Source organism: Singulisphaera chitinilytica, from assembly GCF_049331405.1.
GTDB lineage: Bacteria > Planctomycetota > Planctomycetia > Isosphaerales > Isosphaeraceae > PoT.
Map to the genome: position 1 here is coordinate 2,506,645 of NZ_CP186274.1, position 15,611 is coordinate 2,522,255.

Annotated in this window: 13 protein-coding genes; 4 read left to right on the forward strand and 9 right to left on the reverse strand. The window is 66.9% G+C overall.

Going from position 1 to position 15,611, the window contains the following annotated elements:
* Positions 1–56: 56 nt before the first annotated feature.
* From ACOYYX_RS10060 to ACOYYX_RS10070, 3 genes are all read right to left on the reverse strand, one after another.
* Positions 57–1,565 (reverse strand): DUF1501 domain-containing protein, encoded by a 1,509-nt coding sequence (locus tag ACOYYX_RS10060; RefSeq protein ID WP_422929792.1) that lies wholly within the window; start codon positions 1,563–1,565, stop codon positions 57–59.
* A 153-nt stretch (positions 1,566–1,718) separates the two neighbouring features.
* On the reverse strand, positions 1,719–3,482 hold the full coding sequence (locus ACOYYX_RS10065; protein WP_422929793.1) for a hypothetical protein: 1,764 nt from the start codon (positions 3,480–3,482) through the stop codon (positions 1,719–1,721).
* Between the two features lie 360 nt (positions 3,483–3,842).
* Positions 3,843–4,886 (reverse strand): hypothetical protein, encoded by a 1,044-nt coding sequence (locus ACOYYX_RS10070; protein ID WP_422929794.1) that lies wholly within the window; start codon positions 4,884–4,886, stop codon positions 3,843–3,845.
* A 456-nt stretch (positions 4,887–5,342) separates the two neighbouring features.
* Between ACOYYX_RS10070 and ACOYYX_RS10075 the strand changes: the two genes are divergently transcribed.
* On the forward strand, positions 5,343–6,362 hold the full coding sequence (locus ACOYYX_RS10075; protein WP_422929795.1) for a LolA family protein: 1,020 nt from the start codon (positions 5,343–5,345) through the stop codon (positions 6,360–6,362).
* A gap of 66 nt (positions 6,363–6,428) precedes the next feature.
* Here ACOYYX_RS10075 and ACOYYX_RS10080 read toward each other — a convergent pair whose 3' ends face one another.
* The 3 genes from ACOYYX_RS10080 to ACOYYX_RS10090 form a co-directional block, all read right to left on the reverse strand.
* The gene (locus ACOYYX_RS10080; RefSeq protein WP_422929796.1) at positions 6,429–7,169 is read right to left on the reverse strand and encodes an endonuclease III; all 741 of its coding nucleotides are present in this window, start codon (positions 7,167–7,169) and stop codon (positions 6,429–6,431) included.
* A gap of 39 nt (positions 7,170–7,208) precedes the next feature.
* Positions 7,209–7,487, reverse strand: a complete 279-nt coding sequence (gene rpsT, locus ACOYYX_RS10085; RefSeq protein WP_422929797.1) for a 30S ribosomal protein S20 — start codon at positions 7,485–7,487, stop codon at positions 7,209–7,211.
* A 120-nt stretch (positions 7,488–7,607) separates the two neighbouring features.
* Positions 7,608–8,966: a tetratricopeptide repeat protein gene (locus tag ACOYYX_RS10090; protein ID WP_422929798.1), complete on the reverse strand. Its 1,359-nt coding sequence runs from the start codon at positions 8,964–8,966 to the stop codon at positions 7,608–7,610.
* Between the two features lie 399 nt (positions 8,967–9,365).
* On the opposite strand from ACOYYX_RS10090, the gene ACOYYX_RS10095 reads away from it, so the two are divergent.
* Complete coding sequence (locus ACOYYX_RS10095) at positions 9,366–10,247, forward strand: SMP-30/gluconolactonase/LRE family protein (RefSeq protein WP_422929799.1); 882 nt, start codon at positions 9,366–9,368, stop codon at positions 10,245–10,247.
* A gap of 126 nt (positions 10,248–10,373) precedes the next feature.
* Here the strand turns inward: ACOYYX_RS10095 and ACOYYX_RS10100 are convergent, their stop codons facing one another.
* Entirely contained in the window at positions 10,374–11,267 is an 894-nt protein-coding gene (locus ACOYYX_RS10100; protein ID WP_422929800.1) for a ParB N-terminal domain-containing protein, read from the reverse strand.
* A 150-nt stretch (positions 11,268–11,417) separates the two neighbouring features.
* Here ACOYYX_RS10100 and ACOYYX_RS10105 point away from each other — a divergent pair, with 150 nt between their 5' ends.
* Together ACOYYX_RS10105 and ACOYYX_RS10110 are read left to right on the forward strand one after the other, a co-directional pair.
* Positions 11,418–12,299, forward strand: coding sequence for an SDR family oxidoreductase (locus ACOYYX_RS10105; protein WP_422929801.1), 882 nt, complete (start codon positions 11,418–11,420; stop codon positions 12,297–12,299).
* An 86-nt stretch (positions 12,300–12,385) separates the two neighbouring features.
* Positions 12,386–13,735 carry an ascorbate-dependent monooxygenase gene (locus ACOYYX_RS10110; RefSeq protein WP_422929802.1) on the forward strand — a complete coding sequence of 450 codons (1,350 nt, stop codon included), beginning with the start codon at positions 12,386–12,388 and terminating at the stop codon, positions 13,733–13,735.
* Between the two features lie 95 nt (positions 13,736–13,830).
* On the opposite strand, the gene ACOYYX_RS10115 is transcribed toward ACOYYX_RS10110, so the two are convergent.
* Positions 13,831–15,222, reverse strand: a complete 1,392-nt coding sequence (locus tag ACOYYX_RS10115) for an amidase (protein ID WP_422929803.1) — start codon at positions 15,220–15,222, stop codon at positions 13,831–13,833.
* A gap of 37 nt (positions 15,223–15,259) precedes the next feature.
* Positions 15,260–15,604, reverse strand: a complete 345-nt coding sequence (locus ACOYYX_RS10120; protein WP_422929804.1) for a hypothetical protein — start codon at positions 15,602–15,604, stop codon at positions 15,260–15,262.
* Between the last annotated feature and the right edge of the window lie 7 nt (positions 15,605–15,611).

The window sequence follows — 15,611 nt, forward strand, 5'->3', positions numbered from 1 at the left end:
ACTTTGGAATCGAAGGGGATGCCTCGCCTCGGATCCGCGCTCGACGAGCCCTCGGGTTAGGCGATCACTTCCTGGACCACCTCGCCGTCGGGGATCAAGGCGAGCGGACGCCCCTGGCGGTCGGTCAGCATCGTGTTGATGTCGATGCCGAGGAGGTGATAGATCGTCGCCAGGATATCCTTGGGGGACACCCTGCGCTCCACCGGGTCGCTGGCGATCTTGTCGGATCGGCCGACCACCCGCCCCCTGGCGATGCCGCCCCCCGCCATCAGGACCGAGTAGCAGCGTGACCAGTGGTCGCGGCCGCCGCCCTGGCCCAGGCTGAGTTGCGGGGTACGACCGTGCTCGCTCAGGCAGACGACCAAGGTCTCATCGAGCAGGCCGCGGTTGTCGAGGTCGAGCAGGAGCCCGGTGAGGGTCTGATCCAGGCCCGGCAGGAGTTCGTCCTTCATCCGGGGGAAGTGGTCCCAGTGCGTATCCCAGCCGGTCCCCGCGAGGCCGTATTCATCCCAGAAGGCGGTGACGAAGCGGCCGCCGGCCTCGACGAGGCGCCTTGCGGTGAGGGCCGCCTGGCCGAAGAGGGTCATCCCGTACATCTCGCGCGTCTGGGACGTCTCGTCGTCGAGGTCGAACGCACGTCGAAGCTTCTCCGAACCGAGGAGCGAGTACGCCATAGCGCGGTGTCGGTCGACTCCGGACCTCTCGGCTCCTCGGTCCATCTCGCGACGGGCCGCCTCGAACTGCTCGAGCAGGTCGCGACGGCGATCGAGGCGGTCGAAGGTGAGGTCAGGCCCGAGGTTGGAGACGCCGCCGAGTTGGAACCGGCTGTCTGGCGTGACGCCGCGATAGGGCTCGAGGTCGTTCCAGGTCTTGCCGGCGAGCGTCTTCGTGGCCTTTTTGGTGGCCTTGCCGATGAACTCGGTGCAGATCGGGTCGTAAGCCTGGCCGAGGAAGCCGGCATACGGGCCGGCGCGGGCGACCTCGCCCACGCGCTGGCTGCTGAAAGGGAAGGGGAGGAGCAGGTTCCGCGGGACCTCGGGGCGGGCGTTGCCGCTCTGCTGCGAGTCGATGTAGTCGACCACCGAGCCGATGAACGGGTACTGTCCCGGATCCTTCGGATTCAGCTCGAGCGCGACGTCGATCCTCGGGACCCCCGTCGTCGCATAGGCGACGCCGTGGAGCGGATACGGGTGCGAGACCGACCGGATCACGGTGACCTTGTCCATCACCGTCGAGAGCTTCGGCAGGAGCTCACAGACGTCGAGGCCGGAGATGTTCGACTGGATCGACTTCAGCTCGCCCCGGATCTGCTCGGGGGCATCGGGCTTGGGGTCGAACGTCTCGAGCTGGCTGGGGGAACCATACAGGAAGAGGAAGATGCACGACTTGGCCTTGCCGAAGCCCCCGCCGACGGGCAGGGGCGTCGCGGGCTCGGCCGAGGCCTGCCGGAAGCTCGAAGGGTCGGACATGCCCAGGCCGAGCATGCTGAGCGAGCCGACGTGCAACAAGTCGCGTCGTGTCAACCCGTCGCAAAGCCGCTTCGGGCTTCCCAGGACACGAATCAAGGGTCACCTCGTGGCAAGGTGGGTGCGGGGGGAGGCGGCGCGACCGGAGTGGGTCGATACGCCGCCCGAATGCCATGACCCACCGAGCCTATGCCATATTTAAAGACTGTTCAACAACAAAATCTCGCGAATGCCAGCGACGCGTCCGGTCGCTCAGCGTACGAGGGCCTCGAAGGAGACATAGCCTTCGGATCCGGGGGCCAGGGCACCCGGCAGGTCCCAGCGCAGCTCGGTCGAGCCGACGCGGTTCTCCTCGGCGGTGAAGATCGAGCCCTTCGGCCCCTTCGCGCTCCTGGCAACGTACTGGAGCCGGGGCAGGAGGCTGTCGACGACCGAGACCGAGGTGATCGGGGTGTTGCCCATGTTGCGGTACTGGATCACGAAGGTCAGGGTGTCTCCCTGCTCGGCCTCTGAGGCGCTGACGCGCTTGATGACGGCCAGGCCGGGCTTCTTGGGGGGCTCCTCGACGCCGACGGTCTCGCGAGCCGGCCAGGTCATGACGGCCTGACCCGCCCCTTGCACGATCCCAGTGATGACGGCGCTCTCGGCGGTCTTGATCGTCAGGGGCGGGAGGGTCTCCTGGATCCCGTCCGCCTTCTGGCGGTTCTTGACCTTCTGGGCGACGTCCACCTGCACGCGCCCGGCGATGTGGGTGAGCGTGTCATAGCCGTTGAGCACGCGGAGCTCGACGTGCGTCCCCGCGAAGGCCCGCCCCTTCATGCCCGAGGGCCGGACCCGTTCCCGCTGGGCCTGGGCCGCCTGGTTCTGGACGAGCCGGGTGATCCGCTGCTTGGTCTCGAGGGCGATCTGACCCTCGATCTTCTCAGTCCGTCGCGGCCCGAGGACGGTCAGGGCCTCGTTCGGGCCGACGCTCGAACGAACGGTGGCGAACCGGGGGGCGTACACGCAGACCAAGTTGGTCGGCAGGATCCGGGCGCGTCGTGTGTCGTCGAACTGGACGACCGCGTCGCGGGGGTCGATCCCGAGAAGGCCGCCGTCGCCGCCGAAGTGAGCGGCCTCGGCGTGGTCGCCGCCGTCGCAGAGGTATTCATCCTTAGGCACCCAGGGGCGACCCGGGGGCGGGGGCGTCCCGCGGACCGGGCCGCAGGGGAGGCCGCAGGGCTCGCCGCCCGAAGTGGTGAACGGGCACTTGAGCGAGCCCGGGGGCACCTCGTAGATCACCGAGCCGTTCAGCTCCTCGGGCATCGGCTTGCGTCCGCCGATCCGGATGATCGCCATGACGCGGCCCAGCGCCGCACCGACCTTGAGAGGTTCCTCGGCCGGGTTGAGCGTGACGATCGGGATCTCCCCCTTCGGCAACGCGATGGGCATGGCCTGCTCGGGGTCCTCGACGTAGGTCACGTGCGTGACGAGCCGACCGTGGTCGGCGGCGTCGATGAAGTCATCCTCGTTGAGCACGATCCGGATCGGGAACTTGCTCACGTCGAGCCCTTCCGGCCGGTGCAGGTGGCCGACCACCTGGATCACCGGGTAGAGCTCGGCCTCGGGCCTGCCGGGGATCTGCGAGATCTTGAGCCGATACCCGACGCCGACCTTCAGGCCGACCAGCTCCGGCTGATCTCCGGCGCCGAGCGGGGAGGGGACGGGCTCGGGCGGGGGCCCGAGGATCTCGACCTTGGCCCCCTCGGGAGCCTGGAAGCGGACGACCTGGACGTTGTGCGGGAGCGTGGACGCCGGGATCGGGCCGACCACCGCAGTGCCGGGAGCCGCCGGCCCTGGCTGCGGGGCAACCGCGGGACCATCGGCGGGGGTCGGGACGGGCGTCGGCGCCGGGACCGGGGCGAAGACCGGCGGCGCTTGCGACCAGGCGGCGGCGGGCAGGGCCGTCGTCAAGATGGCCGCCGCCAACGACCAGGCGAGGCGCTCCGCGCGGCGGACGAATCCTGGCTCTTTCATATCCATGAACCCTTTGACATTCAGGGTGTTGAGAATATCATCCTGACAAGTCGCGCTGGATGCCGTCCGGCCGGTGCGCAAGGCCAGGGGTCGTCGATGCGTCCCCGGGGCCGTCACGGCGGTGCGCCATCGGATGGCGGGGGAAGGGTCTCCGAACGGTCGAGTCGGAGGAAGACCCGTCCCCGGCCACCCGCGAGCGGAGGGCTTGGCCGCCCCCCCCGATCCTCGGGAGGGAGGCCCGACCGGGCCGAGTTCGTCCCGATCGGTTGCGGCAAAGCCCCGGCGGATCGCGTCTGAATCCGCGGATCCGCCGGGGCGTGGGGCAAGGACATCAGTTGCCGATCAAGTTCTAGCCCGACCTCAGAACTTCGGTTCGGCCGCCTCGGGGGCGGGAGCCGGGGCTGGTTCCTGGGTCGGGGCGGCTTCCGGAGCCGGAGCGGGGGCCGCTTCGGGAGCCGGGGCCGGGGCCGCTTCAGGGGCCGGGGCGCTCGGCGCCGGGGTCGGGGGGACCGTCGGGGCCGGGGTCACCGGGGCTTCGGTGGTCGGGGCCGCGGGGGCGGCATCGACCGGCACGCTCTCGGTGATCGTCGGCTGCGAGACGACGCCCGGGGGCAGGGTCCCCGGCGGCAGGACGGTGCCCGGCGGGGGCGACGCGATCACACCGTTGGCGGGGGCCGAGACGCCGCTGGCCGGCATCTCGAGGTCGATCGCACCGAGGCGGACGATCAGGAGGATGGTGCCCCGCTTATCCGCTTCGAGGATCGGGTCGACGCCCGGCTCGAGGCGGGTGGAGACGAGGGTCTCAACCCCGGCGATCGCCAGCTCCTGGTACTTGGGATCGGGCAGGTAGATCACCTTGGTGACGAAGTTGCCGCCGTCGACAACCTGGTCGAAGTCTTCCGCCGTGAACTGGACGGGGATCGGGTTGTGCGTCAGGTAGGCGTCCGTCGCGGGGGTCGACGGGGCGACCTCGATCGTCGGGTAGAGCTGGGCGCCGGGGCGACCCGGGATCTCACTCAGCTTGAGACGATAGATGTAGCCCTGGTTGAAGTTGTAACGGGCGGGCACCGTGAGCTGACCGGGGATGTAAACCCGCTCGCCGCCGGTGGCCCCGGACTGCCAGCCGATGCGCATCCCGTCCGGATCCAGGAAGTAGATCTGGCTCCGGGTGTTGGCGAAGCGCCGGCCCGCTTCGGGGCCGCCCGGCCCCATGGGTCCGCCAGGACCACCGGGACCGCCAGGACCACCGGGGCCGGGCATGATCGGACCGCCCGGCGGGGGCGGGCCGTGCTGGACAACGTGCGGGCGCAGGAGTTTCTTCAACCCAACGCCAGGCTTGCTATATCCAAAACCGTCCCCAGCGGTCGCCGCCGCCAGGAGCAGCACACCGATCGTCGTATGCATGGGAATCCTCCACCACCCGCGACCGTAGCCGGCCTTCATCAAGGCGAGGGCGAACGTCGATCGGGGAAATCCTTTCCACCGTTGACCCAGACCACCGCGACCATCTCGGCCTCGGTCATCGGCCGGGCCGACCTCAGAGACCTGCCTGCCTTACAACTAAGGTTGTGACGCCTTCGGCCGGCCTCCGCGCGGCCCGAGCCGCACTTGCGTCCTAAGACGCCTAACGATATGATCGGGCAATCCTTTCCTACCCTTGAGGAAAAGCCCTACATCCCTACCATGCCCAAAATTCGGATCATCTCCGCGATCCTGATCGCGACCGTAAGTCTCGGCGTGACGACGAGGTCGGGCAGGTCCCAGGGGCCAGTCCCTCCCGCAGCCGCACCAGGGGCTAATTCCGGCGGAACGCTCGGCGCCAATGCTGCCGGACCGCTCGGCACCAATCCCAATGCGCCGATGGGCTCCAATCCCAACGCGCAGCCGGCCGCCAACGAGCCGCCGACCGAGGCCGAGCTCTTCCTCGACGACGTCATCAAGAAGGTCGCCGCCATCAGCTCTGTCTCGGCCGACCTCGTCGAGAAGGTCAACATGCTCGGGCAGAAGTTCACGATCGAAGGGCGCTACTTGAAGGCGCCCAACGATCGCTTCTACATCAAGCTGACCGTGCTCGGCCTGCCCGATGCCAAGGGTGTGATGCAACAGGTTTGCGATGGCGTCACCTTCTGGGACTTCCAGCAGTTCTTCGACAGCCAGTACTTTCGTCGGCTCGAAGCCAAGCCCATCCTCGAGAAAATTCGCACGGCGGACATCGGGGATGACCTGCGAGAAAAGGTCATGGAGCAGATGGGCTTCGCCGGCCCGGACGTCTTCCTGGCCGGACTCCGCAAGGCCGTGAGGTTCAACCAGAAGGAAAAGGGAGACCTCGACGGCAAGCCGGTCTGGATCTTGACCGGGACCTGGACCAGCCGAGAAGGCCTGCTCGGCCCGAATTCCCAACCTTTGCCCGCCTTCGCAAGGCTCCCATCCTACATCCCCAGCCTGGTGAAGATTTACCTCGGCCAGGAAGATAACTGGCCTTACAAGGTGCTCCTCACCGGCCAGCAGTCATCGATCGTGATGGAAGACACGCGACCGATCGGGCCCGACGGGCGTCGGATCGGTTCTCAGGCCCTGATCCAGAAGCCGCTACTGACCACGATCGAGTTGAACTACACCAACGTGAAGCTCAACGGCACGATCGCTGACCAGGAGTTCGCCTTCCAGGCGCCCCCGGGCGCCCAGGTCGAGGACGAGACCAAGCGCATCCTCGAGGGCCTGGAGCAGGCCGCCACCATGCGTGCCGCCCAGAAGAAGGGGGGGGACACTGGCAAGGGTGACGACTCGGTCATCCCCGGGGCCATCGACATCCAAAAGCCCCCGGCGATCGAGGGCGAGCCCCCGGCCGCGGTCCCGGTGACCCCCGCGGCCCCGAAGTAAATCGGGACGACGCGGTCATACGATCCTGAATCGACTTCGAGCGGGCGAGGCGCGTGACAACGAGCCTCAGCCCGCTTCGTCGCTTTCCCCATCATCGCCCTCGTACCCATCCGGCTCGATGGGCCCACCTGGGGGCAGCAGCGGCTTCAAGGGGCAGCGCTGGCATTTCGCCACCTTCGCCTTGCAGTAGTCGTGTCCGAGCCGTTGCATGGCGAGCGAGAGGCCCTGCAGGGCGCTCGCGTCTCCCTGGCCGGGCGATTCGAGCACCGACTGGGCCTCGGCATACTCAGCCGTGCCGTCGATCCATCCATGCCGGGCGAGGATCCGATACGAGGCTCGATCAACCGGGTAGGCGGGGCGATCCAGCCCGAAGAGGAGGATCGCGTCGGCCGTCGCCAGGCCGATCCCATTCACCGATCCGAGGCTCTCGCGGAGTTGCTCGGTCGAGGCCGTGATATCATCGGGGGCATCCACGCCCGTCCCGAGTTCGTCGACGTACCAACGAGCCAGGCGCATGAGGGCCCCGACGAGTCGACCCGGCAGGGGGACCCGCGACGCCTTCAGCGTTTCGTTGACTTCGATGGCCTCGGACTCGGAGAGCGCGCGGGGCTCGATCAGGCCGGACTCCGCCAGCGCATCGAGGATCTTGGCGGCCTTGAGCGGCTCGACCGAACGACCTAGCAGGGCCACAGCGAGGCTGCGGAAAAGGTCATGGCCTTCGGACGAAGTGCGGGAGGGGACGAGGCGACCGTACTGTCGGAAAAGGGCGGCCTCGATGGAGGGGAAGGACTCGTCGAACGTCGGCATCGCCGAGCCCTTCGCTCCCGATACTTGACCTGGACGGGATCAACCCTTGGCCTTGGCCACGGCCGCTTTGTAGTCGCGGGCGAGCTTGCTCTTGCGACGAGCGGCGGTGTTCGGGTGGAGGACCCGGCGCACGCCCGCCTTGTCGATCTTGGCGGTGGTGAGGCGGAAGTCCGCCTCGGCCTTGTCGAACTCCTTCTCGGCGATGGCCGCGAGGGTCCGCTTCGTGTAGGTCTTGATGATCTTCTTGGTGATTCGGTTGTGCAGCCTGCGCTTCGCGCTCTGCTTGAGACGTTTGATGGCGGACGGCGTATTCGGCATAGCAGGGTCCAGAGATCTCGGTCGGGTCGTGTGCCGGCTTCCGATGACGGCCCGGCCGCGAATCCAGTCAAGTTTCGTCGAAACGACGACTATAGCATTTAGAACGAGGCGCGTTCAAGTTCACAAATTGCGGAGTCTTTCGGCGACGTCGAGGTAGTTGTAGTCGTTGGCGGCGACCTCGTTGTAATGATCCTCGGCCTCGACCGTGTTCCCCTGGGCCTCGGAGACCCGGCCGAGCCAGTAATGCAGGGCGTTGGTCAGCGCGATGTCCTTGGCGTCGGCGAGCTTGAGAGCCTCCTGCAAAGTTCTCTCGGCGAGCTTGTGGTTCCCCTTGTCGTAGAAGCACAGGCCCAACCTGTGGAGGGCCTGGACTTTCAGAGGGGGACTATTCTGGCTCACCTGCTGGAAGGCACCGATGGCCTCGTCGTAACGCTTGGCGTTCACGAGGCGCAGGCCAAGCTGGAACTGGAGATTCATATCCGACGGCTCGAGCGTGAGACGTCTCTTGAATTCCTGGATCTCGTAGTCGTTGAGTTTTTGCTGGATTTCCTCGAGCTTAGACTTGGCCGTCGCGTCGTCGGGGCGATCCTTGAGCCTGGCATTGCACTGGTCGATCCCGGACTTGAAGAGCGCGATGTGGACTTCGGCGGTGGCGTGCTGGAGGTCGGTATTCCCCGGCACGGCCTTTCGCCCCCTGGCCAGGAGCTCCGAGGCCTCCTTGAGCTTGCCGCGATTTTTGTAGATTTCGGAGAGCTGGAGGTAAGGATAGACCTTGGTCGGGTCTTCCTTGATCTCAATCATGTAACGTTCTTCGGGAGTCTGCCGCTGAATGCGGAGCTCTTCCATCTCGGCGGCGGGGTCGGGCTTGGCATCACGCTCGTCGATGGCGTCGCCGATCCCCGACTTGTGGATCGTTTCGCCGGCCGAGAGGGCGTTGATCTCGCGGTTGGCGATCTGGTTGTTGGGGTCGAGCTTCTTGACCTTCTCCCAGCACTGGATGGCCTTGGGGAAGCTCTTGTTCGCGCGATGGATGCCCGCGGCGAAGATGAAGAAGTCGACGTCCTTCGCCTGGGCCTGGACCGACTCGACATACCACTGGGCCAGGAGCAAATAGCCGAGTTGTTCGGAAGCCTCGGCGGCCTCCTTGGCGGCGTCGACGTCCCAGGGGTTGTTGAGGAACGCCTCCTCGCAGATCTCGAGGGTCTCGGTCCACTTGGACTTCGACTTGGCCATGCGGGCCCGCATCCGGATCGGCTGGTTCTTCATGCCGACCAAGCGGCCGACCTTGGCGGGGTCGCCCTGGAACTTCTTCTTCTGCGCCGCGCGGAGCGTCTGCCGGTAGAGTAAGTTGCCCGGGTCGAGCTTGCACGACCTGACGTACATCTCGATGGCGTAGTCCCAGTTCTGCTTCATCGCGGCGTCGTTGCCGGTCTGGAAGAAGACTTGGGCTTTGCTGGGCTGTTCTGACGACGAAGACATCTGGGCGAACCCTCCGCTCCGCAACCGCGACCAACCGCGGCGGGGACCGCGACGTGAACGCAAACGACCAGACCTCGCTCGTGACGACGCGAGGTTCCTCTAGAGCCATTCTAGTGAAACCTCCCCCAAAGTGACATGCAAGACCGAACTCCGGACTCTCCGGGAACCCCGGCCGAGATTCGGGCGGAAGTCTCATCATTCGGCCGCAGCGATCGTTATGATGATCGTCGCTCGACTCCGATCCTCGCCGGACTCGGCGACCGAGGGATCGGCGACACTCGGTCGAGACGGAGCCGCCAGGGCTCGTCGGGACCGAGATAGGCTGCCATGCTCGTCCGTATCGATGGCACGATCGCCTCGAGTCATCGGGGCCTTCCAGATAAGCTACAGGGGGCGCACGTGAATCCGTTCTTGAGAGACGCGGGGATTTCCGGACTGGTCGAAGGGACGCTCGAGACCCTGGCCGAGGGATTCGTCTTCACCGAAGGGCCGCTCTGGCTACCGGATGGCTCCCTGCTTTTCCAGGATATCAAGGCCGAGCGCACCTATCGCCGCGATCCGAGCGGCCAGGTCAGCGTCCTGCGCGACAAGACCGAGGCGGCGAACGGCCAGACCTTCGGGCCCGATGGCCGGATCTACTTCTGCGAACAGAACGGCCGCCGGATCTCCGCCATGAACCCCGACGGCTCGGGCTTCGCCGTCGTTACCGAGAACTGGTCGGGCAAACGACTCAATAGCCCCAACGACATCGTAGGCCGCTCGGATGGCCTCCTCTACTTCACCGACCCGGCCTACGGCGTGGCGCCCCCGGATCGCTCGCTGCACTTCCAGGGGGTCTACGCCCTCGGCAAGGACGCGCAGCCGAGGCTCGTCGTCGACGACTTCGAGAAGCCGAACGGGCTCGCCCTCTCCCCCGACGAGCGGACGCTCTACATCTGCGACACCGGCCGCTACCACGTCAGGGCCTTCGACGTCGAGCCCTCGGGCGAGCTCAAAGTCGGCTCCGGCCGCATCTTCTGCCGCCTCGACCCCGAAGAAGCCGGCGGGCCCGACGGCATGAAGGTCGACACCGAGGGGCGCGTCTACGTGGCGGTCGCCCAGGGGGTCTGGGTCTTCGAGCCCGGCGGCAAGCTGCTCGGCATTATCGGGGTTCCCAAGCGGCCGTCCAACCTCGCCTGGTGCGGACCCGACTCGAAGACGCTGGCGATCACCGCCGTCGACGCCGTCCACCAGATCCGGCTCAGCACCCCGGGCGTCCGGCCCCCGATGGAGCCGAAGTAAGTCAGGGGCAGGCCGTCAGGAAATCCAAAGACGCGAGGCCCGGGACCGTCGGGATTTTCCCAGGGACGGCCAGGGCCTCGCGTCTTTTCGTATCGTGCGCATCTCGGAGGTTAACTCAAGCCGAGATCAGGCTTTGCGGAGCTGGTCGGCGCGGGCGGCGAGCTTGATGACGGCCGTCTGGAAGAGGCCGCGGGCGTTGCCGCTGGCCGCGCGGTAGGCGTCGATGAACCCGTCGGCCTGCGACCAGGTGATCACTTCCATGATCTGCTTGGTCATCAGCGAGAGCATCTCGTCGATCGTCGGCGCGGCGGCCGGAACGGGGTCGGATAGGGCCACGGCCTTCGAGTCTTCGACCTCCCAGGGAGGGGTCATCCCCTGGGCGATCGGCTCGTGAGAGACGGCCGGCATCGGGGTGACGGTGTCATCCCAGGGCGGCGCGTCGCTCTCGCGGCCGCCGCGGTCGCGAGGGTCGTCCTGCTGGGCGATCGGCTTGCCCGTCGGGGCCTTCTCGTTGTTCGGATCCTTGGGTAGGCCGGCCGACGAGTACGTCTTGCCATCCGCGCCGATCCGGCCGGGCGTGTTCGGGATCTGGCCCGCCTCGACGAGGTTGCGACGGGTCTTGGCCACGAGTTCCCGGCTCACGCCGAGTTCCTCGGCCATCCGGCGATCCGACCAGTCGTGGTGGAGCCGGAGCTTCACGTCCACCGCGCGTCGGCGCTCGGTCCGGGTCAGCGGGAGGCCGTGGAAGAGGTTGACGCTGGCGACGAAGTCAAGCGCCTCCTCGAACGAGCCCTCGACGACCTCGGCCTGGATGGCCCGTTTGCCCAGCATCACGGCCGCCGCATGGCGATGGAAGCCGTCGGCCAGCAGCCACTTGCCCTCGACCTGGAAGACCGTGATCGGCGGAAGTCGTTGCCAGGACTCGGCGTAACGCTCGACCGTGAATTCATCGAGCCGGTCGCGCAGGTGAAGGTTGGGATCGAGGATCAAGTCCTCCAATTGCAGCTCATGAATGTTCATCTCGGCCACTCCCTTCCCAGTCCATCCCGTCGCCGTTGCTGGAAACCTATTTCCCCGATCCACGTGTCGTCCTATGATCGGCTGCCTCCTCTCTTAGCTTGCGGCGAATTCTTCGAATGCGAAGTCTGCGTGGTTGGGGGAAAACAGGAAATGCGGGTTGTTTTAACGGGAGCGAGTGGGCAACTCGGTGCTTATGTGATCGAGGCGCTACGTTCTGCGGGTCATGAGGTGCGCGCCTGGAGCGGAAAGGCCGGTGGCGAGCGTTGCGAGGTCCCGCTCGTGCCCGTCGAACTGACCGATCCCGAAGCGGTGACCCGAGCGTTGGAACAGGATGATCCCGACGCGATCTTGCACGCCGCCGCCATCAGCGCCGCGGACGCAGTCCGGCTCGACCCGGGTCTAGGCCACGCGGTCAACGTCGAGGCCACCGCAAGGCTCGCCGCCTGGTGTGCGCAGAACGATCGCCGGATCGTGTTCACGTCGACGGATCTCGTCTTCGACGGCGGCAAGGCCTGGAACCGCGAGGAAGATCCAGCCGAGCCGATCATGGCCTACGGCCGGACCAAGCGCGAGGCCGAGCCGCTGGTCACGGCCGTCCCGAGGGGCCTGGCCGCCCGCATGAGCCTGCTCTTCGGTCCCTCGCGTTGCGGACGGCCGAGTTATTTCGACCTCGTCATGGGCAAGCTCAAGCAGGGGGAGGTCCAGACCCTCTTCGAGGACGAGTTCCGCACCCCGCTCGACCTCAAGACGGCGGCCAATGCCCTGACGCGCCTCGTCGAGTCCGACCTCACGGGTCTGATCCATGTCGCAGGACGCGAGCGTGTGAGCCGCTACGAGCTGATGAGGCGTACGGCCGCGGCCTTCGGCGCCGACCCCGGGCTCGTGCGCTCCAATCGCCGGTCTGACGTGACCCTGGCCGAGCCGCGCCCCGCCGATGCCTCGATGGATACGACACAGCTCCAGCAGGCCTTCCCGGACATCCCATTCCCCCCAATCGAGGAGGCCGTCGCGGGACTTATTCGGGTCGATTGAAACCAGGGCGGCCGTCGGCACGTACTCTGATCTGACGACGCTTCGGCTCCGTTCTGACGAGCCGCTCGATGACCCGGGGGATGTCCATGTTGCGGTTGAGGAACGGCGGGGTATTCGCCTTCGTGCTCGGAGGCCTCGGGATAGGGCAGGCGGGGGCGGCGTCGCCTTCGACGGCCCCGACCTATCACAAGGACATCGTCCCGATCCTCCAGAAGTCGTGCCAGGACTGCCAGCGGCCCGGCCAGGTCGCGCCCTTCTCTCTCCTGACGTATGAACAAGTCCGCAAGAGGGCCGGCGACATCGCGAGTGTGGCCGAGCACCGCACCATGCCCCCCTGGCCGGTGTCGGCAAAGGAGGGGGGGCCGTTCCGCGGCGCCCGGGTTCTTTCCGAAGGAGAGCTCACCACTCTATCCGCCTGGGCGGAGTCGGGAGCCCCGGAAGGCAACGCGGCCGATGCGCCACCGGCTCGGACTTGGGCCTCCTCCTGGGCTCTGGGAGAGCCCGACCTCGTGCTCAAGCCCGACAAGGCTTATACGCTCGAGGCGCACGGCGACGACGAGATGCGCGTGTTCGTCATCCCCTCGGGCCTGACGGAGGACAAGTGGGTCGCGGCCGTCGACTTCCAGCCGGGCAACCCGAAGGTCGTCCACCACATCCTCGGCGCGTTCGACATCCGGGGCGCGGCGAAGAAGCTGGACGAGGCCGACCCGGCGCCCGGTTACAAGTCGTTCGGCGGATTCACGATCATCCCCGCGGGCGGGCTCTCCGGGTGGGCCCCCGGCAAGACCCCAATCCGTTACGATGACGGCATCGGACGTTACCTGCCCGCGAATTCCGACGTCCTGATCCAGGTCCATTACCACCGCAGCGGCAAGGCCGAGACCGACGCCACCGCGATCGGCCTCTACTTCAGCAAGGCGCCGGTCGACAAGCAGTTGCGCAACGGGATCGTGCTCCCGCCCCGGGTGGGGATCCTCAGGCGGCCCAGGCTGCAGATCCCGGCGGGCGACGCGAACCACGAGGTCGTCGGCACGATGACGGTGGCCCAGGATGCGCACCTCCTGGCGATCACGCCGCACATGCACTGGCTCGGCAAGGACTTCGTGCTCAAGGCCACCAAGCCCGACGGCTCGGAGTCGACGCTGATCCGGATCGACGACTGGAATTTCAACTGGCAAGGCGCCTACGACTTCGTCACCCCGATCCCCCTGCCCAAGGGGACGAGGATCGACATGAAAGCGCATTTCGACAACTCGACCGGCAATCCCGCGAACCCGAATTCGCCGCCGGCCGTCGTCGGCTGGGGCGAGCGGACCACCGACGAGATGTGCATCGGCTTCCTGCAGATGACCTACGACGACGAGCACCTCAACAACGAGCCGCCGCCCCGGTTCGCGGCCAAGCCCTCGGCCGAAACCCTGCCGGCGAAGCCCTGATCCACAGCCTCCGCCCCCGCGACATCAAGCCCGTCGCCATCCATTCGGATTCGACGGGCCTCCTCTTGATACTCTCATATCCGATACCTATCGAATTATTTCACTTCCGGATGAACCTTGTGCCAACTCGTCGCGCTCTGGAAAGCGTTGGCGAGAGAAAGCAGTCGGTTCTCGGAGTAGGCTCGGCCGTCGAGTTGGATGGCGGTCGGTAGGCCGTCCTGAGCCAGCCCGATCGGCATGACGAGGGCGGGAGTTCCGCAGATGTTGCCGGGGCCGCCCAGCGTCTTGGCCTGGTGAGGATACTCGAAGTGTCCGTTCGCCGTCGGCGCGGTGCTGGCCGTGGGGACGGTGATGACCGCATCGAACGGGGCGAACCAGGCGTCGAGGGCGCGACAGAGCTTGCCCCGGATGCGCTGGGCACGGAGGTAATCGGTGGCCAGGATCGCCTGGTCGGCGAAGCCTCCGATGCGATCTTCCGGCGCGGTCAGCTTGAAGACGTCCCCCGACTCCACCATCTCCTCGAACGCCGAGGCCGCCTCAGCCGAGAGGACCGTCGAGGCCACCGGGTTGAAGGGGAGGTCGGGGATCTCGATCTCCGTCAGGGAGCCGAGCGTCTTGAAGACTTCTAACGCCCGATGGAAGTGTTCCTTGACTTCGGGGTGGGCCTTCTCGACTCCGTCCTTGAGGATCGCGAAGGCGAAGGGGCGGTCGGGGCGGTCGTCGGGCGGGTAGCGATAGGGCCTCTCGCTGGCGGAGGGGTCATCCGGGTCGACCCGGGCGATCGCGTCGAGGATCAGGCCGCAGTCGTGCGAAGAGTGGGCCATGGGTCCGATCTTGTCGAGCGTCCAGCTCAGGGCCATCGCGCCGGCCCTGGAGACGCGGCCGTAGGTCGGACGCAGGCCTGTGAGGCCGCAGTAGCTGCTCGGCGTGGTGATGCTCCCCCAAGTCTCGGTCCCGATCGCGAACGGTACGAGCCCCGCGGCGACCGCTGAACCGGATCCTGACGAGCTGCCGCCGCTCCACTGCGAGGGCTTCCAGGGGTTGAGCCCGGGGCCGGTCAGGCTCGCGTTCGCCTGGCGATACCCCATGCCCCCCGCGAGCTCCACCATGCTCAACTTCGCCGCCAGGACCGCCCCGGCCTCGCGGAGGAGCCGGACCACCGTCGCATCCCGGTCGATAATCCGATCCTTGTACTGCGAACATCCCCAGGTCGTGGGGATCCCCTTCGTCGCGAGCAGGTCCTTGGCCCCGTAAGGGATGCCGTGCAAGGGGCCTCGGTCTCGCCCCGCCTTGAGCTCGGCGTCGGCCTTCGCGGCTTCCGAGAGGGCACGCTCGCGAGTGACCGTCACCACGCAATGATAGTTCGGCCCGTACTTCTCGAGCCGGTCGAGGAAGTAGCGGGTCAGCTCCACCGACGAGATCTCGCCCGATCGCAGGCGGCCCCCGAGATCGGTCAGCGAGGCGAAGGCGGCGTCGGAATCACTCATGAAAACATCCTGATTCGGAAAGACCGGCTTCGAACCATCAGGGATGCTCGCCCAGGGGGGCCCGATAGGGTGTGAACACGGGGAAGGGACCGTCGCCGTTGTCGAGCTCGAATTTCCTGAGCCGCTCGGCCCGCTGGACGATCGCCTCGACCTCGAGCCGGACGTTCCCCCGCGCGTCGGCGTCGAGGTGCTCGCCGAAGCGGGCGAGCAGGAGTTCCATCCGGGCTTCGGCCTCGGTCGGCGGAGATTTGGGCTCCTTCTTCGGCTCGTCTTTCTTTTCGGGCTCGTCGGCCGCGGCGACCTCCCCGGTTGCGGCGATCGAGGTCGCCGCCGCGCCCAGGGTCAGATTCCGTACGAAGTCACGCCTGTTCGTCGTCGGCATGTGTCAG